Here is a 25,646-nt window from a genome sequence, read left to right on the forward strand (position 1 = left end):
TAATTTATGAATAATATGCAAAATTGGGTAGCCATGGGCTATATTAAGGGTGCGTTTGGTGTGAAAGGTTGGGTTAAAGTTCAACCAAGCACCGAATACACTGATAGTTTGTTGGATTACTCACAATGGCGTTTGGTGCAAGGTAATGATGTCATGATGGCAACTTTGCTGAATGGACACGTTGCTAACGGCGAATTGCATGTTAAATTTGAACAAATTCAAGACCGTGATTCAGCTGCGTTGTTGCGTGGTTACACGATTTACATCCCGCGTGAACAGTTCGCCGAACCTGATGAAAATGAGTTCTACTGGACTGATTTGATGGGTATGCAGGTTCATAATCGTGATAATGCTTGTTTGGGCGAAGTCATTAATATTATGGAAACGGGCGCACACGATGTATTGGTGGTCAAGGGTGAATTTGGCGAAAAACTCATTCCCTTTGTTTCACAATTTATTGATGATGTCAATGAATTAACCCAAACCATTACGGTGGATTGGGGTGTAGATTATTGATGTTTATTCAAGCAATTACGCTGTTTCCTGAAATGTTTGCCAGCATCACTGAATATGGCGTAACAGGAAGAGCATATCAACAAAAGATTTGGCAATTTGCTGCCATTAATCCGCGTCGATTTGCTGATAATAAACTTGGTTATATTGACGATAGACCGTTTGGTGGTGGTGTAGGCATGGTTATGATGGCAGAGCCATTACTAAAGTCTATTGATTTTGCTAAACAAAATATTTCAGGCAGCCTGAAAAAAACGCGTGTGATTTACTTGAGTCCGCAAGGTGTGTCGTTAACCCATCAAAAAACAGTTGAATTATCACAATTGGATAATTTGATTTTGTTATGTGGACGCTATGAAGGCGTTGATGAGCGTGTATTGCAAAGCAGTGTTGATGAAGAAATCAGTATTGGCGATTTTGTGGTGTCGGGTGGCGAGCTGCCTGCAATGATTTTGATGGATGCGGTACTGCGTTTTGTACCGAATGTTTTAGGCGAAATCACATCGGCTGAACAAGATTCATTTGCTGGTGGTTTATTGGATTATCCACATTACACGCGCCCAGCAGAATTCCAAGGCATGACTGTGCCAGAAGTTTTAACTTCGGGAAATCATGCGTTGATTGCGGAATGGCGGTTAAAACAGTCGCTGCGCCGTACGTTAATGCGCCGACCAGATTTATTGGAAAAGCGCGATTTACTCCCACAGGAAATCCGACTTTTAGCCGAGATTCGTGCCGAAAGCAACGGATAAGTCCATATTATATTAAGGAAAAAATATGAATTTAATTCAACAGTTAGAGCAAGAAGAGATTGCTCGTTTGAACAAAGAAATCCCTGAATTTGCACCAGGCGACACCGTTGTTGTGTGGGCGCGTGTGGTTGAAGGTAATCGTACTCGTTTGCAAGCCTATGAAGGCGTGGTACTTGCTCGCAAAAATCGTGGTTTGAACAGTAACTTCATCGTTCGCAAAATTTCTAATGGCGAAGGCGTTGAGCGTACGTTCCCATTATATTCTCCACGCGTAGAAAAAATTGAAGTGAAACGCCGTGGTGATGTACGCCGTGCGAAATTGTATTATTTGCGTGGCTTGACGGGTAAAGCAGCACGCATCAAAGAAAAATTGCCTGCACGCAAACAAGGCTAACTTTTTTATTCAAAACGTCCATTTAGTCTGTTGATTAAATGGATGTTTTTTGCTTTCAGGCTGCCTGAAAGTATGAATGAAACGTCCACAATCTATTGTTATACAAAGAGTTTAGTTTGAAAAAACAGGAAATTTAGAATGTTTCAACCCAAAATCGTGTTTTTTGATATTGATGACACGCTGTGGATTAAAAATGAGCAGCGTATTCCTGATAGCACCAAAATTGCGCTGAAAAAATTGCGTGAAAAAGGCATCATCACGGCGATAGCGACAGGGCGTACCATCGCGGTTTTGCCTGAGCCAATCAAGGCATTGGCGGCAGAATGCGGTATTGAGATGTTTGTGTCTATTAATGGTCAATATGTTGAATATAAAGGTAAAAAATTAATTTCATTTCCATTGTCGCAAACTGATGTGGAGAAAGTTATTCAAATTTTTCAAAAAAATCAAGTGAGTTATGCATTTGTAGCGCGGTCGGGTTTATGGGTGTCGCACGTTGATGATGATTTGCAATACGCGGTTGGCGCGTTGAATTTACCATTTGTTATTGAACCCAATTATTTTAAAAATAATGAAGTTTATCAGATGCTTGGATTTTTCCCAGTTACAAAAGACAAAGCCATTTTGCCTGTGTTACCTGATTCATTACGCTCGATTCGTTGGCATACTAGCGGATTGGACTTCATTGAAAAACAAGGTTCTAAAGCGCGTGGTATTCAGGCTGCCTTGTCGGCTTTGGGTTTGACGATGGCAGACGCGATGGCGTTTGGCGATGAACTGAATGATTTGGAAATGATTCAAGCTGTTGGCTTTGGAGTAGCGATGGGCAACGGTGTGGCTGAATTGAAAGCAGTAGCAAATTATGTTGCGCCGTGTGTTGATGAAGATGGTATCTACCGTGCGTTGATGGATTTGCATATTATTGATTAATTAAGTTTTTCAAGCAGCCTGAAAAATCATAAAATGGTTTACTTGTGTTAAGAAAGTGGGTTATAATTTATTCTCATTTAGTTTAACTAAATGATTTTTATAAATTTCTCACAAGGTGATAATAATGAATTGGTTTATTGATGCTTTGAAAAATGCGGTTAATTTTAGTGGTCGTGCACGCCGTAAAGCGTATTGGATGTTTGTGTTATTTTATGTGATTTTTGCTTTTGTGGCTGGTGTTTTAGATGGGATTTTAGGCACGGTGAATCCGAAGACAGGCATGGGTGTGATTGGTGGCTTGTACATTTTCTTAATGTTATTGCCGCTTATTGCATTGTCTATTCGCCGTTTGCATGATACCGACCGTTCGGGTTGGTGGTTTTTGATTAACTTTGTGCCTTTAATTGGTGGTTTGGTTTTCTTTGTATTTACTTTGTTGGAAGGCACACGTGGCGACAATCGTTTTGGTCCCGATCCCAAAGCTGGTGAGTAGTTTGCTGCCATTTTAGGTAATTTTTGAATTGAATAGCACTCTTGAATTATGCAAAATTCAGGGTGCTTTTTGTTTATTTTAGAGTACATTATTTTTTGCAGGCTGCCTGAAAGTGTGAAATGGCATCAAAATGACTTTAATAAACCACAACACTGATTTACAATGTGTTCTCAATTTTATGTTAGGAGTTTGTATGTTGAAACAAACAATTTTTTGTGCTGCGGTAACTTTATTGCTGGCGGCTTGTGGTGGACAGGACAATCAGGCGACTACGCCAAAAAGTGTTTCTGATAGTTTGCTAGATAAAATCAATAATAAACAAACTTTGTTTGTGGGAACAATGGGAACTTACCCGCCGTTTACTTATCATGAAAAAGACGGTAAATTAACGGGTTATGATGTGGAGGTTACACGCGCGGTTGCCAAGAAATTAGGCGTTTCAGTGGAATTTAAAGAAACACCTTGGGATGCCATGATGGCTGGTTTGAAAGCAGAGCGTTTTGATTTGGTTGCCAATCAAGTTGCTCTGACCTCGCCAGAACGCCAAGCCATGTTTGATAAAGCCGAACCGTATAGCTGGAGCGGAAAAATGATTGTGGCGCGTCATGACCATGCGCCAATCAGTAAATTGGAAGACATTAAAGGCATCAAAACTGCTGTGATGCTGGCATCTAATTATGATGAAATCGCGAAAAAAATGGGCGCAGATTTGGTTCATACAGACACCATGGCGCAAGGTTTGATAAACGTTCAACAAAAACGTGCTGAAATCACATTGAATGACGAATTGTCATTATTGGATTATTTGAAAAAAAATCCGAATTCGGGTTTGAAATCGGTTTGGCGTACCCCTGCTGAAGAAAAATTGGGTGCAGGTTTGGTGATGAACAAAGACAATGACGAAGCCTTGCAAAAAATCAATAATGCCATGAAAGAATTGAAAGCAGATGGCACATTGAAAAAATTAGGCGAGCAATTTTTTGGCGAAGACGTGAGCAACAAATAGATGTCATCACTTTGAACGACAATTGAATCGAAGAACCTGTATTGACAGCCAAGCGTGATGTCTTTTTGCTTCATTTAGCACGCCTGCTTTGTTGAACGCTGGTGGCATGAAATTCGCCTTACATTCGCACCAACTGGGACAAAAATGCATTTCACGTTGACTATAAATACAGGTTCTAAGCTTTTTGGCTGCCTTATTATTTGAAAAGAAAAAATGGATTTACACAATATTCGCCAAGATTACAGCAAACAAGAATTATCGCCCGAACAGTGTGCCAGTAATCCCATTACCCAATTTGAAATTTGGTTGCAAGATGCGATGCACGCGCAAGTGCCTGAACCGACTGCGATGAATGTTGCCAGCGTTGATGTGGACGGGCGACCCAGTAGTCGTGTGGTTTTGTTGAAAGAAGTCAATGCAGAAGGTTTTGTTTTTTTTAGTAATTACCACAGCCGAAAAGGGCAAGCATTGGCAGCCAATCCCTTTGCTGCGTTGAATTTTTTTTGGGCGGAATTGGAGCGACAAGTACGCGTGGAAGGCAAAGTGTTCAGGCTGCCTGAAAAGTTGTCGGACGAATATTTTGCCAGTCGCCCTTATACCAGCCGTGTGGGTGCTTGGGCAAGTGAGCAAAGTCATGTTATTGAAAGTAAATCAGTTTTATTGGCACGTGCTGCCATGTTTGCTACCAAACACCCTTTAAATGTACCACGTCCACCGCATTGGGGAGGCTATTTGGTGCAACCTGATTGCGTGGAATTTTGGCAAGGGCGACCCAGCCGTTTGCATGACAGGGTGCGTTATCGTTTGGTTGATGGTGCGTGGATTCGGGAACGGCTTGCGCCTTAATTTATTTTTTCTCTAACAAAACAATTGCTTGTGCTTCGATTGCTTCCATGCGACCGAGATATCCTAATTTTTCGTTGGTTTTACCTTTGATGTTGATACAGCTTTCAGGCAGCCCCAAATCAGCCGCGAGATTTTGGCGCATGGTTGGGATATACGGTTTTAATTTGGGTTGTTGGGCGATGATGGTGCTGTCCAAATTGACCAAACTCCAGCCTAATTTTTGTACTTCGGCGTAGGCGTGGCGCAACAAAATGCGGCTGTCTGCGTCTTTGAATTCGGTGGCATTGTCGGGAAAATGCGTGCCGATGTCGCCTAAACCTGCTGCCCCCAATAACGCATCTGTAATGGCGTGTAATAATGCGTCTGCATCTGAATGCCCTAGCAAACCTTTTTCAAATGGAATGTGGACACCGCCTAAAATTAATTTTCTGTTTTCAATAAGTTGATGGACATCGTAACCTTGTCCGATGCGAATATTCATGTTAATTTTCCTAGCAAAAAATGTTCAGGCTGCCTGAAAATTCAAAAGTCGTGATTATATAGTGAAATAAAATAAAAATGGTGCGGTTGCCCTGTCCCATTTTTATTTTAAAGGACTATATCATTAGCACAGCATCTAACGTCCTTATGTAACACGCGTACACGGCGGACGCTATTGCTTTGCTGAAAACAGTATATTTCACGATAACTGTGAATAACACGTTTTATAACTTTGGGCGGCTTTATACCAACTAAAATCTTGTTGCATTGCATTTTTTTGTAAATTTGCCCATGTTTTGGGTTGTTGCCACACGTCTAAGGCAGCCTGAAGAATCTGTGTTAAATTGTCTGCGCTGGCGTGTTCAAACACAAAACCTGTTTCGCCGTGAATCACGGTGTCAGCTAATCCCCCGTTTGACGCACCAGTGGCAATGTGCCGTATTTCAAACCGTACAGTTGCGTTAAACCACATGGTTCAAATCGACTCGGAATCAAAATCAAATCACCACCGCCAATCAATTGATGCGCCAATTTTTCGTTATAGCCAATGTATACACCAATTTGCTGTGGGTAATATTCTGCTAATTCATTGAATGAACGTTCTAATTCAGGTGAGCCGCTGCCTAACAATGCAAATTGTAATTGCGGTTGATTGGGCAACAAACGATGCAGACTTTCCACCAATAAATCAGCCCCTTTTTGTGAAGTCAAACGCGATACCATCACTGTTAAAAGGTTTTCAGGCTGCGTGTTTAAACCAAAATGTTCCTGTAAAGCTTTTTTGTTGGCAGATTTGGCATAAAGATTTTTTGAATCATAATGTTGGAATAATTCTGGGTCGGTCGCTGGATTCCAAATGCTTTCATCAACGCCATTCAGAATGCCACTCAAACGCCCTTCGGCTGCGCGTGTTTGAAGCAAGCCGTGCATACCATAAGCACCTAATTCAGAAGTAATTTCTTTGGCGTAAGTCGGACTAACAGTCGTGATGTGGTCGGCAAAATACAAGCCTGCTTTTAGGAAACTGAATTGTCCATAAAATTCCGCGCCGTCGGTTCGCAAAATCCATTCAGGCAGCCACACATCATGAACATGGCGTGGATTGAAACAACCCTGATACGCAATATTGTGAATGGTAAAAACACTTTTTATATCATGACGTTGCCATGTACGTAGATAAGCAGGTGCCAGTCCAGCTTGCCAATCGTGGGCGTGCAACACGTCCGCCTTGCCCCAAAGTGGGTCAATGCCAGTCGCAATCGCCGCCGCTGCCCAACCCAAAATTCCAAAACGAATCACGTTATCAGAATAATCTTGATAAAATTCATTGTGATATGGATTTCCCTGTCGGTCAAACAGATGTGGCGCATCAATCAAATACACGCCCACATTCTGAAATGTTGCGTAACGAATTACCACATAACCGCCAAACGTGTCGCGCCGCGCTACTTCCGCCGTGAATGGCAATTTTTCGCGGATTTGACGATAATAGGGCAACACCACGCGCACATCATCGCCTTGTTTGGCTTGTGCCAGTGGTAGCGCACCCAACACGTCCGCCAAACCACCTGTTTTAATCAAAGGATACAATTCGGACGCTGCGTGTAAAATTTTCATGTTTTTAACCTATTCATTAAATGGGATAAATGGATGTTCAGGCAGCCTGAAAAATGAAATTCAATCAAATTAAATAGATGGTTTGCCGATTTCATTTTGTTTGGCTAATTTTGTCAACATGGTGGGCGTAACCAGTGTTACTTTGCCGCTTGAGCTGAGACGGAAACCGCGTGCTTTGTCGTGTTCTTTGTCTACGCCGACAACAAAATTATCTGGAATCACGCATTTGCGTTCAATAATACAATTTTGCAATTGGCAATTTTTTCCAATGCTGACTTCGGGCAAAATCACAGATTGATGAATGTGTGAATGGTCTGCTACGGTGATGCGGTCAAACAAAACACTTTCGGTAATGGTGGCGTTGGTAATCAGGCAGCCACCGCTAATGAGTGAATTATCTAAACCATGTAAACAATTGTCTTTACAGAAAAATTTTGTTGGCATAGATTGGGTAGGCAGCCCATGAATTGCCCAATCTTTATCAAACAAATTCAGTTGCGGATATTCTGTTACCAAATCCATGTGAGCATTCCAATAGCTGTCCAGTGTGCCAACATCACGCCAATAGGGTGTACCTTCGGTATTGTGTCCCGTGCAGGAACGCGCAAACGAATGCGCATACAACACGCCTTCCTTCATGGAGCGAGGCATGATGTGTTTACCAAAATCTAAATTTTTGGTTTGTTTCTGAATTTCATCTTCTAACACATCGTATAAGTAATTGGAATCAAATACATAAATCCCCATAGATGCCATAGATGTATCGGGTTTTTCGCGCATGGTGGGTGGGTCTTGTGGTTTTTCCACGAATGCTTGTACTTGCCATTTATCATTGACCGACATGATGCCGAATTCTTTGGCATCTTCTTTTTTGACTTCAATGCAACCGACTGTGCAACGTGCACCACTTTGAATATGTGAACGCACCATATTCATGTAATCCATTTTGTAGATATGGTCGCCAGCCAAAATCAGTACATATTTGGGTTTATAATGATTTTTCATGATGTTCATATTTTGCCAAACCGCATCAGCCGTACCGCGATACCACATTTCTTCGTTCACGGATTGACGGGCAGGCAGCATATCCACGAATTGTCCCCGTTCGCGTGGCAAAAAAGACCACGCGTGTTGCAAATGGCGTAATAAACTGTGGGCTTCGTATTGGGTAATGACACCGATACGTAATAAATTTGAGTTTAAACAATTAGATAACGTAAAATCAATAATCCGCCAATTGCCACCGAAATAAACGGCAGGTTTGGCGCGTTCATCGGTCATTTCATGCAAACGCGAGCCACGTCCGCCAGCTAAAATCAGTACTAAAGTGTCTTTGGCAATATCGGTGTTGTGTAAAAAATTGTCGGTTTGGGGGGTGTTCATGGTGTATCTCCATTTAGTGTAGAAAAAAGTTTTTTGCTGCGGGACAATTGAAAATACGATGATTTGGATTGCGTGGGGGGAACTAAATGATTTTTCAGGGAAAAGTATTCAGGCAGCCTGAAAGAATGTTTTGTTCATTAATTCGCTGGCTTTTCCGTTCCAAATACCCACACGCCTAAATGTGCTACATTTAACATATTATTTTGTAAAGTAAATTCTTGGCTGGGTGCATAATGGCATTGCCAATTTTTGTTTTCAGGCAGCCTGAAAACTTCGGCAGCGTGTTTACCGTTGATGCAAATCAACCAATTTTGCGCCAATTGAATTTGCATGGCTTTTTTATTTTTATCTTGCCAATCAATTAATTGCATGATTTTACCATCGGTATTGCGCCACGATACCGATTCATCATTAAACCAAATATTTTGATTCAATAATTCAATTTTTCGGCGCAAACCAATCAATTGGCGCACATCATTTTGTAGACATGAGTCATGTTCGCTGTTGTGCCAGTCTAGCCAACTAATTGAATTATCTTGACAATACGCGTTATTGTTACCGCGTTGAGAATTGCCAAATTCATCGCCTGCTAACAGCATCGGTGTGCCATTTGCCAGTAATAAAGTGGCTAATAATGCTTGGCTGGTGTGTTGGCGCAACGTATTGATTTGTGGGTTGTGTGTATTGCCTTCTGTGCCATGATTGTGCGAATGGTTTTCGTTGTGTCCATCTTGGTTGTGTTCTTGGTTCATTTGATTGTGTTTTTTGTTATACGAAACCAAATCACGCAAAGTAAAACCGTCATGGGCAGTAATGAAATTCAGGCTGGCTGAAGGCTTTCGCCCACATTTGTGGAACAAATCAGACGACCCCGCCCAACGTGTCGCCAATGCACCCAAATCGCCATTTTGTTCACACCAAAACTGACGCACATCATCACGAAATGCGCCATTCCATTCCAAATACGGATACGCAAAGTTGCCCAAATGGTAGCCGTTGTCGCCAATGTCCCATGCTTCCACAATGAGTTTGCGTTGTGCCAAAATCGGGTCTTGGTAGAGCAGACTGAAAAAGCCACGATATACATTGAATTCAGGTTCACGAGCCATGACTGTTCCCAAATCAAAGCGAAAACCGTCCACATGAAATTCCTGCACCCAATAGCGCAAACTGTCTGCTGCCCAACGTAACACATCACGATTCACCATTTTGAGTGCGTTACCTGTGCCAGCCCAATTGAAATAATTGCCCGTTTCTTCATTTACCCAATACCAATTCACATTGTCCATGCCACGTTGACACAACATGGCACCTTTTAAATCTTGTTCGGCGGTGTGGTTGTACACTACGTCCAAAATCACTTCAATGCCAGCCGCGTGTAATGCTTTGACGGCTTGGCGGAATTCATCGGCAGCCTGAAGCGGATTGGCTGCATAATCACGTTCCACCGAAAAATGAGAATAAGTGTTGTAGCCCCAATAATTGTGTAATCCTAAGGTTTGCAAATGGTACTCGTCCAAATGTTCGTGAATGGGCAATAATTCTACCGCCGTAACGCCCAAAGTGTGCAAATACTGAATCACGCGTTTGTCTGCCAATGCCAAATAAGTGCCAGCGTGTGCCAAATCGGGAAATTGCTGCGTGAAACCTTTGACGTGGGCTTCATAGATAATGGTTTGACCAATCGGCGTGTTGGGGTGTTTATCGTTTTGCCAATCAAATTGACTTGCGCCCACGACCACACTTTTGGGGGCAATGTGTGCGTTGTCGCGTGCGTCTTCGGGGCGATACCACGCCAATTCATCGGCATTACGCAACATGGGTTTGCCGTCTAATTGTTTGCTGTATGGGTCAATTAACAGTTTGTTTGGGTTGAAAAAATAACCTTTTTCAGGGGCGTATTCGCCATACACACGATAGCTGTAGCGTTGTCCTGCGCCGATGTTTGCCACGAAACCGTACCAAATAAAACCATCTTTTTCAGGCAGCCTGAAACGGGTTTCGTGGTGTTGTTCGTCAAATAAGCATAATTCAATTGCGTTGGCATTGGCGGAATAAACAGCGAAATTCACGCCGTTATCGCAAACGGTTGCGCCCATTGGGTAGGGTTTACCGCTTTGCATGGTTAATTCAGGGTGTTTCATGGTGTTTTTTAGTCGGCTTAAACTGCGGTCTTTTTCAGGCAGCCTGATTTTGGGTTGTGGCTACTGATTGGGTTTTGGGTTGAGAAGTTTGATTTTCCGCGTACAAATAAACCGTTGCCAATGGTGGCAATGTCAAACTCAAGGATTGGGGGCGACCGTGTGATGCCACGTTTTCAGTTTGAATGGTTTTCAGGCTGCCTGAAAGCTTGACGCCACTGCCTTTGTAATTTAAATCATCTGAATTCAAAATTTCGGTGTATTTGCCAGCCATATTCACACCAAAACGATAATTTTCGCGTACTACTGGTGTGAAGTTGCTGATGATAATCATGCGGTTACCATCTCTATCTCTGCGTTCAAACACAAAAACCGAATGATTGCCATCGTCTGCCACCAACCATTCAAAACCGTCTGCCCATTGGTCAAGTTGGTATAAAGGCGCATGATTTTTGTAAATATGGTTCAATTCGCGTACATAATCTTGAATGCCTTTGTGCCAACCGCCACCTTCTGATTCATTCAATAGATGCCAATCGAGACTCTCGTTGAAATTCCATTCACGGCCTTGAGCAAATTCATTCCCCATAAACAACAATTTTTTACCTGGGTAGCCAAACATAAAACCATAATAAGCACGCAAATTGGCAAATTTTTGCCAACAATCGCCATGCATTTTGCCCAATAAAGAACCTTTTCCATGTACCACTTCATCATGCGACAAGGGCAAAATATAATTTTCACTGTATTGGTACATCATGCCAAACGTCATCAAATGATGATGGTATTTGCGATTGATTGGGTCTTCTTTCATGTAACGTAAGGTATCATTCATCCAACCCATATTCCATTTGAATTGGAAGTTCAAACCTTCTGCTTTGGTAACATTGGGGAATGTGGTGGATTCTTCTGCTATACCAACTGCGTCAAGATTTTGAGTTTGCAGCATATTGTTGGTTTCACGTAAAAATTCAATCGCTTCCAAATTTTCACGCCCACCAAATTGATTCGGAATCCATTCACCATCTTTTCGGGAATAATCGCGGTAAATCATTGATGCAACTGCGTCCACACGCAAACCGTCAAAGCCAAAGCGTTCCACCCAATACAGTGCATTACCTGTTAAAAAATTGCGAACTTCGTTGCGCCCAAAATTGTAAATTAGGGTGTTCCAATCCTGATGGAAGCCTTCGCGTGGGTCTTGGTGTTCGTATAATGCTGTTCCATCAAATTTCGCCAAGCCATGTTCATCGGTTGGGAAATGTCCCACCACCCAATCCAGAATCACACTAATGCCAGCATCATGGGCTTTTGCTACCAAATATTGTAATTCTTGCGGCGAACCAAATCGGCTGGTTGGCGCATACAATCCAGTCGCTTGATAACCCCACGAACCATCAAACGGATATTCCGACAACGGCAATAATTCAATATGTGTAAATCCCATTTTCACAACATAATCAACCAATTCATCTGCTAATTCGGTGTAGGTGAGCCATTGATTATTGGCTTTGCGTTTCCACGAACCCAAATGAACTTCATAAATGGAAATGGGCGCATCAATCGCATTGGCTTTTGCACGAAATTCAGGCACAGGCATTTTTTCAGGCAGCCCTCGAACCACCGAAGCCGTTGTTGGACGTAATTCGGTTGCAAATGCATAAGGGTCTGATTTTACTCTGACATGACCATTTGAATCACGCAATTCAAATTTATACAACGAATTGAATTTCACGTCAGGAATAAAAATCTCCCAAACACCTGTGTCATGATGTTTGCGCATAACGTGAATTCGCCCGTCCCACGCATTGAATTCACCAACCACCGAAACACGTTGTGCATTCGGTGCCCACACCGCAAAATACGCGCCTTTCACGCCATCAATCTCGCGCAAATGTGCGCCCAAGCGTTCATATGGGCGCAAATGTTTGCCTTCACCCAATAACCAATTATCCGTATCACCCAAAAATGAACCGAAACGGTAAGGGTCTTCTTGTTGGATAAATTCGCCATTTTCGGTCAATTGCACCGATAAAATATAATCTGCCACATTTTCAGGCAGCCTTGCTACCCAAAAACCGCGGTTATCTAATTTTTGCATGGGTGCAATCAATTTTTGATTTCGCGCCAAAATATTGATTGCCACCGCATTCGGCTGTAATACGCGAATCACATCACCTACGCCATCAATGGTGTGTTGCCCCAAGTAGGCGAATACATCGTCATGTTCTGCATGAAATAGGCGGTTGATGGTTTCCCATTCGTGTGAATCGGGTTGGGGGTAAGGTCGTGGACTGGACATACGAGCCTCGTTAATTCGTTCAAATTGTTGATGAATATTCGTATCTTGAGAAATTTCCGCCAATGTTTTGGGGTATTTTTGCACCCAATTGCCTTTTGCAACACCAGGTAAATTAAAATTATCGGTCATTGCCAACATGTTTTCTAATTGCACCGCATACAATTTCGCGGGCGAGCGTGCGCCCAATTCGTGTACCGCATTCAATAATTCAGGCGTGATGTTTTCAGGCTGTCTGAAAATATTGGGCAGATATTGGGCTGATTTTAATTGTTGAATAAAATAAGTTTTTTCTTGTTCGCGTTGTTTTAAGGTTGCCTGAAAACGGTTTTCGGGCAATGTACCTAATTTTTTCATGGCGTATAAATCCGTACCGCGCCAAAATCCAGCCAAAGGCGCAAGGTCATGCGTACTGGTAGTGGCAATGCAGTGGGTGGGGAAGTTAGCTGTATTCTTGTGAAAATATAATACTTTATATGAATAAATTTGATATTGTTTGAGTAATTCAAAAGTTTCAGTTGGTACAGTGCCTAAATCTTCTCCAATTACAATACATTGATTTAAATGACTTTCTAGTGCAATAATGGCAAACAAAATATTTTGTGGATAACGCACATACGCACCTTGTTGAGCGGTTTCATTTTGCCCTGTAATCAGCCACAAGCGATTGAGTGCCATCACATGGTCAATCCGCAACATGCCATATAATTTCATGTTTTCACGGATAATTTTAATGAATTCCGCGCACGCTGTTTGTCGCATGACAGTTGGATGATACGGTGGTAATTGCCAATTTTGTCCAATTGGGCTGAACGAATCAGGCGGCGCACCAATGGACAAATCCAAACAATATTGGTTGCGTTTCAACCAAGTATCCGCGCCAAACTGCGCCACGCCCACTGCCAAATCGCCATATAATCCCAATGAAATTCCTGATTTTTCAGCCATTTCATTTACTTTTGCCAGCTGTAATGTGCACAACCATTGTAACCACATATGAAAACGAATTTCTGGCTCATGTTTAGCGGAAAATGCTTTGACTTCGGGGTGTTGGGGTGTTGGTATGCAGCATCCCAATTTTGCCAACCGAATGAATTTTCATGGGAAAAATAATTATCCAGTGTTTCAAATAATGCAAATCCGCGCAATTCATTGCCTTTTTGCGTGATGAATTGGGTAAATTGTTGGCGTTGTTGAGCAGCAAATGGGTCTTTGCTGTATTCAAATTCTTGGAAAAGAAATTGGAGTGCAGATAATTTAGTTTGCCAAATATTTTTATAATCAACGGTTTGGTTGTCGCGCAAAGTTTTCAGGCTGCCTGAATGTTGTTGCAACCACAAATGAAATTTACTGGAATGAAGAAAACGCGCGACTTGAGGCACGCTAATATAGATAGGATTGAGCCAAATACGACTAGATGGACTGTATGGGCTGGCGTATTCGGGATGACTAGTAAACAGCGCGTGCAGCGGATTAATGCCAATGAAGTCAATTTTTTGTTGCTGACAAAATCCGCATAACATCGCCAAATCTGCTAAATCGCCAATGCCCCAATTGTCTTCGGAACGCAGCGCATATAATTGAATCGTCAAGCCCGTATGTGGGCGTGAATCTGGCTGGTAGGTGGTGGGTGGGGCGACAATGATTTTGATAAGATGTTGCAGATTGGCTTTTGTGATGCGTAACGTGTAGTAACCGCAAGGGAGACCGTCATCGGGTAGAGCGGTGTGATGATTTTCAGGCTGCCTGATGGCGTGAGTTTGCTGGTGTTCGTCCCATAATTCTACGCTGTCGGGAGATAGAAATTCGTGCGGAATCGTGATTTCCCCGATTCTGCCAACAGTTAAAACTTGAATATCATCAAAACAATGGCTAGTGTGTGTGGGTTTAGATAATACATTGATTAAACGCATTAAAATATCATCACTGATGGTGTGGTGTGTACCATCAATGCTGTAGTAAGTGGGTTCAATGCCGAGATTTTGGGCTTGTTGAATAAGGGTTGGATTCATGATGTTCAGCGTAATGGTTGGATTTTTGTTACTGAATTGTGTTTAATTGTGTAAATAATTTGCTTTTATGCGAATAAGCTGGTTGCTAGGGGCTATTGACAATTCAAAAAAAGAGGCAAAGGATTTAAGATATTGTTTCCACGCAACCATCCCAAACCTTTGCCATGTCCCGAAACACGCTTACAAATGAAACATGGTCAAGACTGTTGCCTATTTTGAAACAGCTTGGCATTTATCGCAAGAAAAATTTACGCAAAACAGTAGAAGGTATCCTATTTCGCTTACGTACAGGCTGCCAATGGGCTGATATACCTAGTTATTTTGGTAAAGCAAACAGCCTTTACCAAAGTTTCAATCGCTGGTCTAAACGCGGTATTTTTACCCGATTATTCAAACATTTGGTAGATACACCCGATATGGAATGGGTCTTTATGGACGGTAGCCATATCCGCGTTCATCAACACGGTATGGGTAAACAATCCATTACGCATCAAGCTGTTGGTAAGAGTATCGGTGGTCATACGTCTAAAATTCATTTAGCGGTTGATGCTTGTGGTAATCCAATTGAATTTATCATTACAGCTGGTAATGTAAATGATATTGTTGTTGCGCCTGATTTATTGGCACAATTGGATTTAAGTGATAATGAAACCGTGTGTGCTGATAGGGGTTTTGACAGTGATACTTTTCGTCGGTTAATTCAGTCTAAACAAAGTAAAGCCAATATTCCATATAAGAAAAATAGAGAACATCTTAATGTGGGCACAGATTGGTATTTATATAAAATCAGGCACTTGGTAGAAAACGCTTTTGCACGATTAAAGCATTTTCGTGCGCTGGCAACACGGTACGATAAATTAAAACGTAATTATGAAAGTACTGTATCATTAGCTTGTGCTTTGATTTGGTTGAAATTATAGCTAAAATGTCATTAGCCCCTAGTGTAGCACACGTTTTTTGTGAATGGGTTTGATTTACAGAAAATAACGCCATTCTCAACACCCAATTAACCCAGCAAATTGAGTAATTGGGTGTTGAATTTGTTGATTCAGTAAACAGCAAAAATTATGCGATAAAATTTTCCGAATAAAACGGTTAGATTGGTGAAACAGATTTTTTGTACGAACTATTTCCATGTTAAATCTCTCTGTTAATTGACCAATAACTGTTTCAATCATACGGCGACTATTTTTTAGCCATTTGAGAAATTGAGGACTTCTGTCATCTTTCATATTGCTACGATAAGGTGTTTGTAAATTAATATGGCTTTGTTTCATTTCATCTTTTAATTCAGAACTTAAATACCCTTTGTCCGCACCAACAAACCCTGTTTTGCCTTCTAAAAGTTCAGGTAATACCTGCCGTTCATCAACATTGGCAGCTGTAAAAGTAAAGGCTTTAATCATACCTGAGCGAGTAATCAAAAGATGACCTTTAAAACCATAATAGGTCTCTTTTTTGGAAGCGTAATAACCGAACGTCGCATATGCACGAAAATTTTGATGGCGTTTAGCTCGGGCAAATTTACAGACTGCAATAGGAAAGGCATCTGCATAATACTCTGTTTGCTCACACCAATTTGCAGTGATTTTTTGATGCATTTGTTGTTTAACCCAATACAAATTGGCACATTGTTTGGCAAAATTAGGGTAAGAGCCTAAATTGGGAAACCAATTTTGCCAATGTTGTTTGAAATATTGCCAAATTTTTTTATCGGTATCCATACCGAGAAATTCGCCAACAATTTCCATACAAATCAGTTCACAATCTGAAAGTTTGGGTGCAAAGCCACCTTGTCTTAATGGTTTTTGAACGAGCTGATTGTATAAAGCATCTACCATTAGATACGTTTTAATGATAAATTCGTCTTGGGGCATAACTGTCTCTCTTTCGGATTATCTTGACGGGTATCTTTAAGAGTGGGGTTATGCCCCTTTTTATTCAATTGCCATATCTTAATTAGATAGAGTTGAGAATGGCGTGAAAATAATTTCAGGCTACCTTTGAATTGTTCAAAAGGCAGCCTGAAATTATTATTTAAATAAGATTATGAACACAGGTTCTTAATTATTCTTCGGGTTGTACGCCATCTGCATTGTCTTCGGGAGTCCCAACTTCAATCAAATCGTCCAAACCCGAATGACTGCGGATTTTTTGGTCAATTTCGGCAGCAACTTCAGGATTTTCTTTTAGCCAAATACGGACGTTGTCTTTACCTTGTCCGATTTTTGCGCCATTGTAACTGAACCATGCGCCTGATTTTTGAATGACATCGGTTTTCACGCCCAAATCCACTAATTCGCCTTCATAACTCACGCCTTCGCCATATAAAATATCAAATTCTGCGGTACGAAATGGTGGCGCAACTTTATTTTTGATGACTTTGACTTTGGTTTCCTTGCCGATGGGTTCTTCGCCTTCTTTGCCTTTGATTTGAGTGGTGCCACGAATGTCCAAACGCACAGATGAATAGAATTTCAATGCGTTACCACCTGTGGTGGTTTCTGGGTTGCCAAACATCACACCAATTTTCATGCGGATTTGGTTGATAAACACGACTAATGTGTTGGTTTTTTTGATGCTGCCTGTTAATTTGCGTAAGGCTTGGCTCATCAAACGTGCCTGCAAACCGACATGGCTGTCGCCCATATCGCCTTCAATTTCTGCTTTGGGAACGAGTGCAGCCACCGAGTCAATCACGACCATGTCTACGCCACCTGAACGCACCAACATATCGCAAATCTCCAAAGCTTGTTCGCCCGTATCGGGTTGAGAAACCAGCAAATCTTCCACTTTCACGCCCAATTTACGCGCATAAACGGGGTCAAACGCATTTTCTGCGTCAATGAAAGCGCAAGTACCGCCATTTTTTTGGCATTGTGCGATGGTTTCTAAGCACAAAGTGGTTTTACCAGAAGATTCAGGCCCGAAAATTTCCACAATGCGACCACGTGGCAAACCACCCACACCCAAAGCCAAATCCAAAGTTAATGAACCTGTTGAAATGACTTGTAAATTATCTTCTTGATGGCTACCGTCCATTTTCATGACTGCGCCTTTGCCGAAATTTTTTTCAATTTGAGCCAAAGCTGCGGCGAGTGCTTGGCTTTTTTCGTTATTGGAATTTTTTGCGTTGTCTTTTTCTGATTTACTTGCCATGATGTTGACCTTATACGGTTGGGGTTAGAATCGGAAATTTTAAGGCAGCCTGAAAGGTTTGTAAAATGATAGTGAATGAAATGGCACATTCAGGCAGCCTGCAACATTTTGATGAGTGGGATACGCCATCCTTGTGGATAACCTTGATTAGATTTCTGGACTTATCCACACGTTATACGCTTTTTCGGCTATAATTAAGATAATCTGTGAGTACGCTTTTTGAATTTTCAACTAATTAATTGAATTCAAATCATAATAAATAAGAGAATATCATGATGTTAGCCGATTTTTGGGCGCAAACCCTGCGCCGTTTGCATAGCGAATTGAGTGAGCAGCAATTCCAACTTGCCATTGCCCCGATTACCGTGGGTGAGGAAAATGATGCGTGGGTGATTTATGCCAAAAATCAGTTTGCAGTCAATTTGTTGCGTTCTCAATATGCGGCGAAATTGTCGGCGATTCGTGAGGAAATTGCGCCCAATGCCCCCGAATTAATTTACAAAGTTGGCGTGGGTGTGCGATACGAAATGGCGGAGGAAGTGTCGCCAACGTTTTCAGGCAGCCTGAAAACACAAAATCAAGCAAAATCTATTGATAAATCAGATGAATTAGATAATTTATCAACCGATACATCATCAGAATCAAATTTACCCAAAACGTCTTTACAATCACCACAAGCACCTTTGTTGCAGCCTGAAAATGCGCCTGTGGATAAATTACCTGAAAAAAAATCATCACGCAAAACCACCGCCCAAGATATTTTGGCAGAGCGCATGAGTAATTTGCGTCCCAACAAAAAAAACGAAGTGAGTGAGGAAAATAAATCGCATAAACCGTCCGCGATTGAAATTGCCAAAGCCAAAGAAGATGCAGAACAACGCCACTCACAAACTAATTTGTCGCCCGAATATACTTTTGACACTCTGGTGGAAGGGAAAGGCAATCATTTGGCGGCGGCGGTTGCCAAAAGCATCGCTGAAAAACCAGGTGATAGTATGTACAACCCATTTTTCGTGTACGGCAGCACGGGTTTGGGCAAAACACACTTGGTGCAGGCGATTGGTAATGAGTTGTTGAAATTAAACACAAAAGCGCGTGTTCGTTATATGCACTCGGACGAATATTTGAAAACGTTTATGGCGACTGTGCGCAATAAAACGTGGGATACGTTCAAACAACAATATTTACATTATAATTTATTGATTATTGATGATATTCAATTTATCCAAGGCAAAGACCGCACGATGGAAGAGTTTTTCTTTTTGTTTGAACATTTTCATTCGCGCAATCAACAAATTATCCTGACTTGCGACCAATTACCCAGTAGCTTAGAAAACATGGAAAAACGCTTGATTTCACGTTTTTCGTGGGGCATGACGATTAAATTGGAACCGCCTGAATTGGAAATGCGAGTGGATATTTTGGAGCGTAAAGCCGAAGCGGTGGGCATCACATTATTAGAAGATGCAGCGTTGTTTATCGCGCAAAATGTGAAACAAAATGTGCGTGAATTAGAAGGCGCGTTAAATCGTGTGCTAGCACGTTGTCGTTTTGAAAAGCGCACCACAATTGACATTGATTTAGCAACCGATGCGTTGCAAGACATTGTCGCCAGCAATTATAAACCGATTACCATTGAATTGATTATGAAAGCGGTGGCGGATTATCATCACATTCGCATGAGTGATTTGTTAGGCAAAAAGCGCACACGCACAGTGGCACGACCCCGACAAATGGCAATGGCGTTGGCGAAAGAGCTGACGAATATGAGTTTGCCTGCGATTGGCGATGCGTTTGGTGGACGCGACCACACCACTGTGATGCACGCCGTCAAAACCATTGCCAAACTGCGAATTGATGAGCCTGAATTGGGTCAGGATTATGAAAAGTTATTGATTTTAATAAGAAATTAAATTTTCAAATAGCCTAAAGGTAGAAAATAAACATGACTGAACAAGTTTTTTTTAAAAATCAAGATCTAAAGATTTTCCATAAAGGAAATTATCAAGAAATTAATCGTGATTTTATTTCGGAGGCTAATCATGCTATTAAGCCTTTGAATGTTATCCAAAAAAAATATAAGAAATTAGATAATGATACGTTTTTCAATGAGTTAAGAGATGGTATGATTGGTGCGTATTTGGGCTATGATTTGGTTAATATTGAAAAGCATGGATTAGATGCTAAAAATTCAGAAAATAATCAATTTTTAGAAGTCAAACAAGCATCTTTTAGCGCAAAATCTTGGGTAGCGACTTTCAACGATACTACTTATGAGAAAGCTGAAGCATTTGAAGATGAAAAATTATTTTTAGCCGTAGGCGTTTGGGCTGGATTATCAGAATTATTATTTATCGTTTATGGTCAAAATCCTTTGATTGGACAATATTTAAAATCACGCGTAGATATTTTTAAATCTGGTGGCAGTGTGCGTTCTACTCAATCTATTACTATCAAGGACTTAGTAGTATGTTATGGTTTTAAAATTTTGTTTCCAACCCAAGAGCGAAAAGAAATCAAAAATATTTTTAGATTAAAATATAAGGGTGAAGATTGGTGGTCGGGAGCATTTGTAGATGAATAAGTTGTATGTTATGGATGCAGAAGATTGCTTAAACAGGCTGCCTGAAAATACCTTTCAAACAGTGTATATTGACCCACCCTACAACACGCAATCCAAAAAATTTGAATATCATGATCATTATGATGATTGGGAAGATTTTATTACCAGTAAAATTCGTAAAACACGCCAAGTTATGCAAGAAACAGGTGTGTTGTTTGTTTCTATTGATGATAACAAGTTGATTGAACTGCGTTTAATTTGTAATGAAGTATTTGGTAAAGATAATTTTTTAGGTATGTTTATCACGCGCCAAACCACGCGCAGTAATGCCAAGCACATTAATACAATTCATGAATATATCATTGCATATGCAAAAAATAAACGTAAAGCGCCTGCTTTTGAAATTAAACGGTTAGAAATTCCATTTTATGCAGATAAATTGTTGCCATTAATGGCAGAAATTAAAAAGGAACACAAACAAAATGGTATCGCGTCAGCAACGCAATTATTAAAAAAAAGGTTGAAAGAATTTGAAAAAATAGAGTATTTTTCATTTTTGAAGAATTATTCTATTGTTGACGAGAATGGTGAAATTTGTTTTGCAACTGATTTATCTACACCTAATGGAGAACCTTGTGAATTATATATAGAAGAAATTATGTTGCATTTACCTGCGTTGAAATCACGTGGTTGGTCTTCTAAAGAAAAATTTATTAAGCTATTTAATGAAAATAAGTTATTGTTTAAACAAGGTCGCCCGTATGAGAAACATTTATTGTCTGAATCAAAAGACAATGCGATGAGTATTTTGAACTTTTATTCGCGACAGGGAAAACATGATTTAGAGAGATTAGATTTAGGAAATGTGTTTTCTACTGCAAAACCTGTTGAAATGATTAAATATTTAATTAAAATTTCACAAATCAGTCACAATGACAAAATCTTGGATTTTTTTGCAGGTAGTGGAACAACTGCACAAGCCGTTTTAGAGTGTAATCAAGAGGATAATGGGCAGCGTGAATTTGTATTATGTCAAGTGCAAGAAGAAATCAAAAACAATTTATATGCCATTGAATATTTGTCAGGCTTGGGTTATCAATCTAATATTGCAGAAATTATTAAATTACGTTTGGCACGTTTACAATATTTTATTCAATTTACATATGAAATTGAATAGGATATTGTTTTATATGGTTTAAATTCAAATTAACACAACATTGCTAATGTTCTGATGTACTACACGTGTGCGTCAGACGTTATCGCCTTGTTCTCATTTGAATGTAAAATACTAAAAAAATTATCTCAAAATTTATTGAAAATATAAGGAAAAATACATCATGTTAATCTTACAAACAGATAGAGATAGTCTACTTAAGCCCCTACAAGCCGTAACAGGTATTGTGGAACGCAAACATACTTTGCCGATTTTGTCTAATGTGTTGCTGGAAAGTAAAGATGGCAGAATCCATATTTTGGCGACCGATTTGGAAATCCAAATTCACACGCAAGGTGCGGAAAACGATAAAGGCGATTTTCGTTTGACAACTAATGCTAAGAAATTACAGGATATTTTACGCGCTTTACCCGATGGTGCGATTGTGCAACTGGATTGGGCGGACAACCGTTTGACACTGAAAGCCGGCAAATCGCGTTTTAATCTGCAAACGCTGCCTGCAGAAGATTTCCCCACCATGAGCGTGAATGATTCGGCGCAAGTGCGTTTTTCACTCACGCAAGAAACGTTCAAACACATGATTTCGCAGGTGCAATATAGCATGGCAGTGCAAGATATTCGCTATTATTTGAATGGCTTATTGTTGCAAGTGGAAGAAAATCAATTGCGTTTGGTTTCTACGGACGGGCATCGTTTGGCGTATTCGGTTTGTGAAATTGAGGCGAATTTGTCCAAAACCGAAGTGATTTTGCCACGTAAAACCGTGTTGGAATTGAATAAGTTATTGAATCAACCCAATGAATTAATTGAAATTGAATTATTGGGTAATCAGATTCGTTTGACATGCAATGATACGGTGATTGTCAGCAAAGTGATTGATGGTAAATTCCCCGATTATAACCGCGTGATTCCATTGGATAATGATAAAATTTTCTTGATTTCGCGTACCGACTTGTTGGGTGCGTTGGAGCGTTCGGCAATTTTGGCAAACGAGAAATTTAAAGGCGTGAAATTGTTTTTATCAGCAGGATTATTGCGCGTTTCTTGTACCAATAACGAGCAGGAAGAAGCTCAAGAAGAATTGGAAATTGCTTATCAAGGCGAATCTTTAGAAGTTAGCTTTAATATCAATTATTTAACTGATGTATTGCGTAACACGCATTGTGATGATATTCAAATTGCGTTGGGTAATGAGCATAAGTCATCGTTATTTACCAAACCCGATGAAGCCGATTTCAAATATGTTGTGATGCCGATGCGAATTTAATGGTAAATTTCTTTCAGGCTGCCTGAAACAATTGTGTATTCAGCGAAACAAATTCACAAGATAATTTTCAGGTAGCCTGAAAAATTTTTTTTGATTCTTTACCTTGATTTTAATGAACATAATGATGAGAAAATGGTTGGTAATTTTATTGGTGCTACCTATTTTGAGTGGGTGCGAACCTGTAACCCAAGCATGGCAGGGCATAAAAGATTGGGTGCAAAATTGGCATGATGTGCCTGCACCAAATGCGCGTGATTTTATGATTCAGCCATTACCACAAGTATTGGATAATGAGCTGAATTTTACTGCACAGACCTATCAACGTCCCTCATCTCCCACCAAAATAACCCCACAAATTTTGCATTTTGATGCAGACGGAAAATCGGTTGATGTGCCAAAAAATGACGGTTTTTATCGTGAAGTGTATGGACAAACCACAGATGGTCGTCTGATGGTGCAGGATTTTTTTGAATCCACCCAATTACCCCAAACAACCGCGTTGGTTCTTAAGAGAAACAGCGACCCAAAAGATTTCAGTAATGCCATTTTAGATGGGCGTGTGATTTGGTTTAATCGCGATGGACAATTGCATGCTGTGGCTGATTACGTCAATGGTGTGGCGCAAGGTGCAAGGATTTTTTATCAAAATAAACAATTGGTTGGTGCGGTGTTGGCACAAAAAATGCTTGCATTTCAGCATGATGGCACAATTTTAGCCGCGATGGAAAGTAGCACAAATCCAGCCAATTCAAATGCTAATAGTAATGAGTGGAGATTGATTTTGTTTCGTCCAAATGGCGTGGGTTTGTTGCAATCGGATATTCGTGGTGAGCAGGTGATGCATGCGGTGGCTTGGACGGCAGATGGTAAACAAGTCAAACGAAAAATGGATGTGCAAACTGTTCGCCAAGAGAGTTTGCCCTTTGAAAAACGTGCTGATGAATTGTTGCGATTGATGAATGAGTGAGTATGTTTTCAGGCAGCCTGAAAGCATTTTTTGAATAATAATAAGGTTAATTTTAAGGATTTAGATAGACATGAATATGAAATTATTGCCTGCGTTGTTGATGGTTAGCATCAGTCTAGCTGCTTGTACCGATAAAAAAAACAAAGATAGATCCATTGAAACTGCTTCACAAGTTGCTAATATTATTGTGGATAAAAAACCCACACAAAGTGATGGTACGGTGGGTATGTTTTTGCCTGATTTTACGGAATTGGTGGCGCGTGAAGGTGGTTCGGTGGTGAATATTCAGGCAGCCAAAAATCACGAAGAAATTGCACAAAATAACAGTAATCTAGATGGTTTGTCTAAGGACGACCCATTTTACGAATTTTTCAAACGACTGATTCCCAATGACCCCAATATCCCTGAAGATGCTGACGATGAATCCGATAATTTTGGTTCGGGCGTGATTATCAGCAAAGATGGCTATATTTTGACCAATACCCATGTGATTAAAGGTTTGGATAAAATCAAAGTAACGCTCAACGATAAGCGAGAATATATTGCAAAATTAATTGGTTCAGATGACAAATCCGATATCGCATTGCTGAAAATTGAAGCCACAGACTTGCCTGCTGCCAAAATTGGCAAAGCCGATGAATTAAAATCAGGCGAATGGGTGGCGGCAATTGGTGCGCCGTTTGGTTTTGATAATAGTGTTACCGCAGGGATTGTGTCAGCCAAAGGGCGTAGTTTACCGAACGAAAATTACACACCATTTATTCAAACCGATGTGGCGATTAACCCCGGTAATTCGGGGGGACCATTGTTCAATTTGAAAGGACACGTGGTGGGGATTAATTCGCAAATTTATAGTCGCAGCGGTGGGTTTATGGGGATTTCGTTTGCGATTCCGATTGATGTGGCGATGAATGTCGCGGAACAATTGAAAACCACGGGTAAAGTTCAACGTGGTCAATTGGGTGTGATTATTCAAGAAGTAACTTATGATTTGTCTAAGTCATTTGGCTTGGATAAACCAACGGGTGCATTGGTGGCGAAGGTGTTGCCTGATAGTCCAGCACAACGCGGTGGCTTGCAAGTTGGCGACATTATTCGCAATGTGAATGGCGTGCAGGTGCGTTCGTCGAGTGATTTACCAATGACAATTGGTGCGTTGTCGCCTGAAAAAGATGTGATTTTAGGCGTGTGGCGTAAAGGGAAAGAGATTAATTTGATTGTGAAATTGGGTTTGGCAAATGACGGTCAAACGGCTGAATCCAGTACCGCCCAAACTTTGCCGAATATTCAAAATCAAGGTGCAGGTTTTGAAGTACCTGAAGTTGGTTTATTGCTGAATGCGCATAGTGGTCATTTGGTGGTAACGCAAGCGAAAGGCATTGCGTTGTCGGCTGGTTTGCGGCGTGGCGATGTGATTGTGGAAATTGGTGGTGTGCCTGTTCACAGTCAAGCGGATTTCAATGAAGCTTTGTCTCGTGCTGGTAAAAATGTGTCGGTGCTGGTAAGACGCGGCGATAATACGGTATTTTTGGCGTTAATCTTGCCATAACAGGATTTTGTGAATAAGATTCAGGCAGCCTGAAAACGAATTGTGGTGTTTCAGGTTGCCTGAGTTTTTTTAAATGAAAATAGGACAAGGCGACCGCCGTG

Annotated in this window: 24 protein-coding genes; 15 read left to right on the top strand and 9 right to left on the bottom strand. The window is 40.8% G+C overall.

Annotation, left to right across the window (positions count from 1 at the left end):
- Positions 1-6 precede the first annotated feature (6 nt).
- The 7 genes from rimM to pdxH all read left to right on the top strand — a co-directional run bounded on the left by rimM (position 7) and on the right by pdxH (position 4,934).
- Positions 7-516 carry a ribosome maturation factor RimM gene (gene rimM / locus BWP33_RS04095; protein ID WP_040628904.1) on the top strand — a complete coding sequence of 170 codons (510 nt, stop codon included), beginning with the start codon at positions 7-9 and terminating at the stop codon, positions 514-516.
- Positions 516-1,265, top strand: coding sequence for a tRNA (guanosine(37)-N1)-methyltransferase TrmD (trmD, locus tag BWP33_RS04100; RefSeq protein WP_002641827.1), 750 nt, complete (start codon positions 516-518; stop codon positions 1,263-1,265). Before rimM ends, trmD begins: the two co-directional genes overlap by 1 nt.
- 25 nt (positions 1,266-1,290) lie before the next feature.
- On the top strand, positions 1,291-1,659 hold the full coding sequence (gene rplS, locus BWP33_RS04105) for a 50S ribosomal protein L19 (RefSeq protein WP_002641826.1): 369 nt from the start codon (positions 1,291-1,293) through the stop codon (positions 1,657-1,659).
- A 138-nt stretch (positions 1,660-1,797) separates the two neighbouring features.
- Positions 1,798-2,589, top strand: coding sequence for a Cof-type HAD-IIB family hydrolase (locus BWP33_RS04110; protein WP_002641825.1), 792 nt, complete (start codon positions 1,798-1,800; stop codon positions 2,587-2,589).
- A 124-nt stretch (positions 2,590-2,713) separates the two neighbouring features.
- Complete coding sequence (locus tag BWP33_RS04115) at positions 2,714-3,082, top strand: DUF805 domain-containing protein (protein ID WP_002641824.1); 369 nt, start codon at positions 2,714-2,716, stop codon at positions 3,080-3,082.
- Between the two features lie 193 nt (positions 3,083-3,275).
- Positions 3,276-4,088 (top strand): transporter substrate-binding domain-containing protein, encoded by an 813-nt coding sequence (locus BWP33_RS04120; RefSeq protein ID WP_002641823.1) that lies wholly within the window; start codon positions 3,276-3,278, stop codon positions 4,086-4,088.
- Between the two features lie 213 nt (positions 4,089-4,301).
- The gene (pdxH, locus tag BWP33_RS04125; protein ID WP_002641822.1) at positions 4,302-4,934 is read left to right on the top strand and encodes a pyridoxamine 5'-phosphate oxidase; all 633 of its coding nucleotides are present in this window, start codon (positions 4,302-4,304) and stop codon (positions 4,932-4,934) included.
- Between the two features lies 1 nt (position 4,935).
- Here pdxH and ispF read toward each other — a convergent pair whose 3' ends face one another.
- The 7 genes from ispF to BWP33_RS12890 all read right to left on the bottom strand — a co-directional run bounded on the left by ispF (position 4,936) and on the right by BWP33_RS12890 (position 14,866).
- A complete protein-coding gene (ispF, locus tag BWP33_RS04130) occupies positions 4,936-5,415 on the bottom strand; it encodes a 2-C-methyl-D-erythritol 2,4-cyclodiphosphate synthase (RefSeq protein ID WP_002641821.1) in 480 nt (159 codons plus the stop codon).
- A gap of 198 nt (positions 5,416-5,613) precedes the next feature.
- Positions 5,614-5,808 carry a hypothetical protein gene (locus BWP33_RS12885; RefSeq protein WP_244903129.1) on the bottom strand — a complete coding sequence of 65 codons (195 nt, stop codon included), beginning with the start codon at positions 5,806-5,808 and terminating at the stop codon, positions 5,614-5,616.
- 8 nt (positions 5,809-5,816) lie between these two features.
- On the bottom strand, positions 5,817-7,031 hold the full coding sequence (glgA, locus tag BWP33_RS04135; protein WP_244903130.1) for a glycogen synthase GlgA: 1,215 nt from the start codon (positions 7,029-7,031) through the stop codon (positions 5,817-5,819).
- 69 nt (positions 7,032-7,100) lie between these two features.
- Positions 7,101-8,414 (bottom strand): glucose-1-phosphate adenylyltransferase, encoded by a 1,314-nt coding sequence (gene glgC, locus BWP33_RS04140; protein ID WP_002641819.1) that lies wholly within the window; start codon positions 8,412-8,414, stop codon positions 7,101-7,103.
- 137 nt (positions 8,415-8,551) lie between these two features.
- Positions 8,552-10,558 (bottom strand): glycogen debranching protein GlgX, encoded by a 2,007-nt coding sequence (glgX, locus tag BWP33_RS04145; RefSeq protein ID WP_002641818.1) that lies wholly within the window; start codon positions 10,556-10,558, stop codon positions 8,552-8,554.
- A gap of 34 nt (positions 10,559-10,592) precedes the next feature.
- Complete coding sequence (gene glgB / locus BWP33_RS04150; protein ID WP_244903131.1) at positions 10,593-13,850, bottom strand: 1,4-alpha-glucan branching protein GlgB; 3,258 nt, start codon at positions 13,848-13,850, stop codon at positions 10,593-10,595.
- Positions 13,808-14,866: a 4-alpha-glucanotransferase gene (locus BWP33_RS12890; RefSeq protein WP_244903132.1), complete on the bottom strand. Its 1,059-nt coding sequence runs from the start codon at positions 14,864-14,866 to the stop codon at positions 13,808-13,810. The genes glgB and BWP33_RS12890 overlap by 43 nt, the downstream gene beginning before the upstream one ends.
- Positions 14,867-15,030: 164 nt before the next feature.
- Between BWP33_RS12890 and BWP33_RS04155 the strand changes: the two genes are divergently transcribed.
- Positions 15,031-15,786 carry an IS5 family transposase gene (locus BWP33_RS04155; RefSeq protein WP_002641156.1) on the top strand — a complete coding sequence of 252 codons (756 nt, stop codon included), beginning with the start codon at positions 15,031-15,033 and terminating at the stop codon, positions 15,784-15,786.
- 75 nt (positions 15,787-15,861) lie between these two features.
- Here the strand turns inward: BWP33_RS04155 and BWP33_RS04160 are convergent, their stop codons facing one another.
- Both BWP33_RS04160 and recA read right to left on the bottom strand, forming a co-directional pair.
- Positions 15,862-16,743 (bottom strand): IS982 family transposase, encoded by an 882-nt coding sequence (locus tag BWP33_RS04160; protein WP_104930317.1) that lies wholly within the window; start codon positions 16,741-16,743, stop codon positions 15,862-15,864.
- 190 nt (positions 16,744-16,933) lie between these two features.
- On the bottom strand, positions 16,934-18,025 hold the full coding sequence (gene recA / locus BWP33_RS04165) for a recombinase RecA (RefSeq protein WP_002641815.1): 1,092 nt from the start codon (positions 18,023-18,025) through the stop codon (positions 16,934-16,936).
- A 65-nt stretch (positions 18,026-18,090) separates the two neighbouring features.
- Between recA and BWP33_RS13125 the strand changes: the two genes are divergently transcribed.
- From BWP33_RS13125 to BWP33_RS04195, 7 genes are all read left to right on the top strand, one after another.
- Positions 18,091-18,219 (top strand): hypothetical protein, encoded by a 129-nt coding sequence (locus BWP33_RS13125; RefSeq protein WP_263479592.1) that lies wholly within the window; start codon positions 18,091-18,093, stop codon positions 18,217-18,219.
- A 78-nt stretch (positions 18,220-18,297) separates the two neighbouring features.
- Complete coding sequence (gene dnaA, locus BWP33_RS04170) at positions 18,298-19,938, top strand: chromosomal replication initiator protein DnaA (RefSeq protein WP_002641814.1); 1,641 nt, start codon at positions 18,298-18,300, stop codon at positions 19,936-19,938.
- Positions 19,939-19,970: 32 nt separating this feature from the next.
- Complete coding sequence (locus BWP33_RS04175) at positions 19,971-20,609, top strand: hypothetical protein (protein ID WP_002641813.1); 639 nt, start codon at positions 19,971-19,973, stop codon at positions 20,607-20,609.
- Between the two features lie 10 nt (positions 20,610-20,619).
- Positions 20,620-21,765, top strand: coding sequence for a DNA methyltransferase (locus BWP33_RS04180; RefSeq protein WP_224451256.1), 1,146 nt, complete (start codon positions 20,620-20,622; stop codon positions 21,763-21,765).
- A 160-nt stretch (positions 21,766-21,925) separates the two neighbouring features.
- Positions 21,926-23,029 carry a DNA polymerase III subunit beta gene (dnaN, locus tag BWP33_RS04185; RefSeq protein WP_002641811.1) on the top strand — a complete coding sequence of 368 codons (1,104 nt, stop codon included), beginning with the start codon at positions 21,926-21,928 and terminating at the stop codon, positions 23,027-23,029.
- A gap of 121 nt (positions 23,030-23,150) precedes the next feature.
- The gene (locus BWP33_RS04190; protein WP_155999545.1) at positions 23,151-23,996 is read left to right on the top strand and encodes a toxin-antitoxin system YwqK family antitoxin; all 846 of its coding nucleotides are present in this window, start codon (positions 23,151-23,153) and stop codon (positions 23,994-23,996) included.
- 70 nt (positions 23,997-24,066) lie between these two features.
- Positions 24,067-25,545 (top strand): DegQ family serine endoprotease, encoded by a 1,479-nt coding sequence (locus BWP33_RS04195; RefSeq protein WP_002641809.1) that lies wholly within the window; start codon positions 24,067-24,069, stop codon positions 25,543-25,545.
- Positions 25,546-25,646 lie beyond the last annotated feature (101 nt).

Origin of the sequence: Simonsiella muelleri ATCC 29453, assembly GCF_002951835.1 — a bacterium.
Taxonomy (GTDB): Bacteria; Pseudomonadota; Gammaproteobacteria; order Burkholderiales; family Neisseriaceae; genus Simonsiella; species Simonsiella muelleri.

Bases quoted from the DNA above. Each gene is read 5' to 3' on its own strand.
- rimM (WP_040628904.1), top strand. From the start codon at position 7: ATGAATAATATGCAAAATTGGGTAGCCATGGGCTATATTAAGGGTGCG.
- trmD (WP_002641827.1), top strand. From the start codon at position 516: ATGTTTATTCAAGCAATTACGCTGTTTCCTGAAATGTTTGCCAGCATC.
- rplS (WP_002641826.1), top strand. From the start codon at position 1,291: ATGAATTTAATTCAACAGTTAGAGCAAGAAGAGATTGCTCGTTTGAAC.
- BWP33_RS04110 (WP_002641825.1), top strand. From the start codon at position 1,798: ATGTTTCAACCCAAAATCGTGTTTTTTGATATTGATGACACGCTGTGG.
- BWP33_RS04115 (WP_002641824.1), top strand. From the start codon at position 2,714: ATGAATTGGTTTATTGATGCTTTGAAAAATGCGGTTAATTTTAGTGGT.
- BWP33_RS04120 (WP_002641823.1), top strand. From the start codon at position 3,276: ATGTTGAAACAAACAATTTTTTGTGCTGCGGTAACTTTATTGCTGGCG.
- pdxH (WP_002641822.1), top strand. From the start codon at position 4,302: ATGGATTTACACAATATTCGCCAAGATTACAGCAAACAAGAATTATCG.
- ispF (WP_002641821.1), bottom strand. From the start codon at position 5,415: ATGAATATTCGCATCGGACAAGGTTACGATGTCCATCAACTTATTGAA.
- glgA (WP_244903130.1), bottom strand. From the start codon at position 7,031: ATGAAAATTTTACACGCAGCGTCCGAATTGTATCCTTTGATTAAAACA.
- glgC (WP_002641819.1), bottom strand. From the start codon at position 8,414: ATGAACACCCCCCAAACCGACAATTTTTTACACAACACCGATATTGCC.
- glgX (WP_002641818.1), bottom strand. From the start codon at position 10,558: ATGAAACACCCTGAATTAACCATGCAAAGCGGTAAACCCTACCCAATG.
- glgB (WP_244903131.1), bottom strand. From the start codon at position 13,850: ATGTGGTTACAATGGTTGTGCACATTACAGCTGGCAAAAGTAAATGAA.
- BWP33_RS12890 (WP_244903132.1), bottom strand. From the start codon at position 14,866: ATGAATCCAACCCTTATTCAACAAGCCCAAAATCTCGGCATTGAACCC.
- BWP33_RS04155 (WP_002641156.1), top strand. From the start codon at position 15,031: ATGTCCCGAAACACGCTTACAAATGAAACATGGTCAAGACTGTTGCCT.
- BWP33_RS04160 (WP_104930317.1), bottom strand. From the start codon at position 16,743: ATGCCCCAAGACGAATTTATCATTAAAACGTATCTAATGGTAGATGCT.
- recA (WP_002641815.1), bottom strand. From the start codon at position 18,025: ATGGCAAGTAAATCAGAAAAAGACAACGCAAAAAATTCCAATAACGAA.
- BWP33_RS13125 (WP_263479592.1), top strand. From the start codon at position 18,091: ATGATAGTGAATGAAATGGCACATTCAGGCAGCCTGCAACATTTTGAT.
- dnaA (WP_002641814.1), top strand. From the start codon at position 18,298: ATGATGTTAGCCGATTTTTGGGCGCAAACCCTGCGCCGTTTGCATAGC.
- BWP33_RS04175 (WP_002641813.1), top strand. From the start codon at position 19,971: ATGACTGAACAAGTTTTTTTTAAAAATCAAGATCTAAAGATTTTCCAT.
- BWP33_RS04180 (WP_224451256.1), top strand. From the start codon at position 20,620: ATGGATGCAGAAGATTGCTTAAACAGGCTGCCTGAAAATACCTTTCAA.
- dnaN (WP_002641811.1), top strand. From the start codon at position 21,926: ATGTTAATCTTACAAACAGATAGAGATAGTCTACTTAAGCCCCTACAA.
- BWP33_RS04190 (WP_155999545.1), top strand. From the start codon at position 23,151: ATGATGAGAAAATGGTTGGTAATTTTATTGGTGCTACCTATTTTGAGT.
- BWP33_RS04195 (WP_002641809.1), top strand. From the start codon at position 24,067: ATGAATATGAAATTATTGCCTGCGTTGTTGATGGTTAGCATCAGTCTA.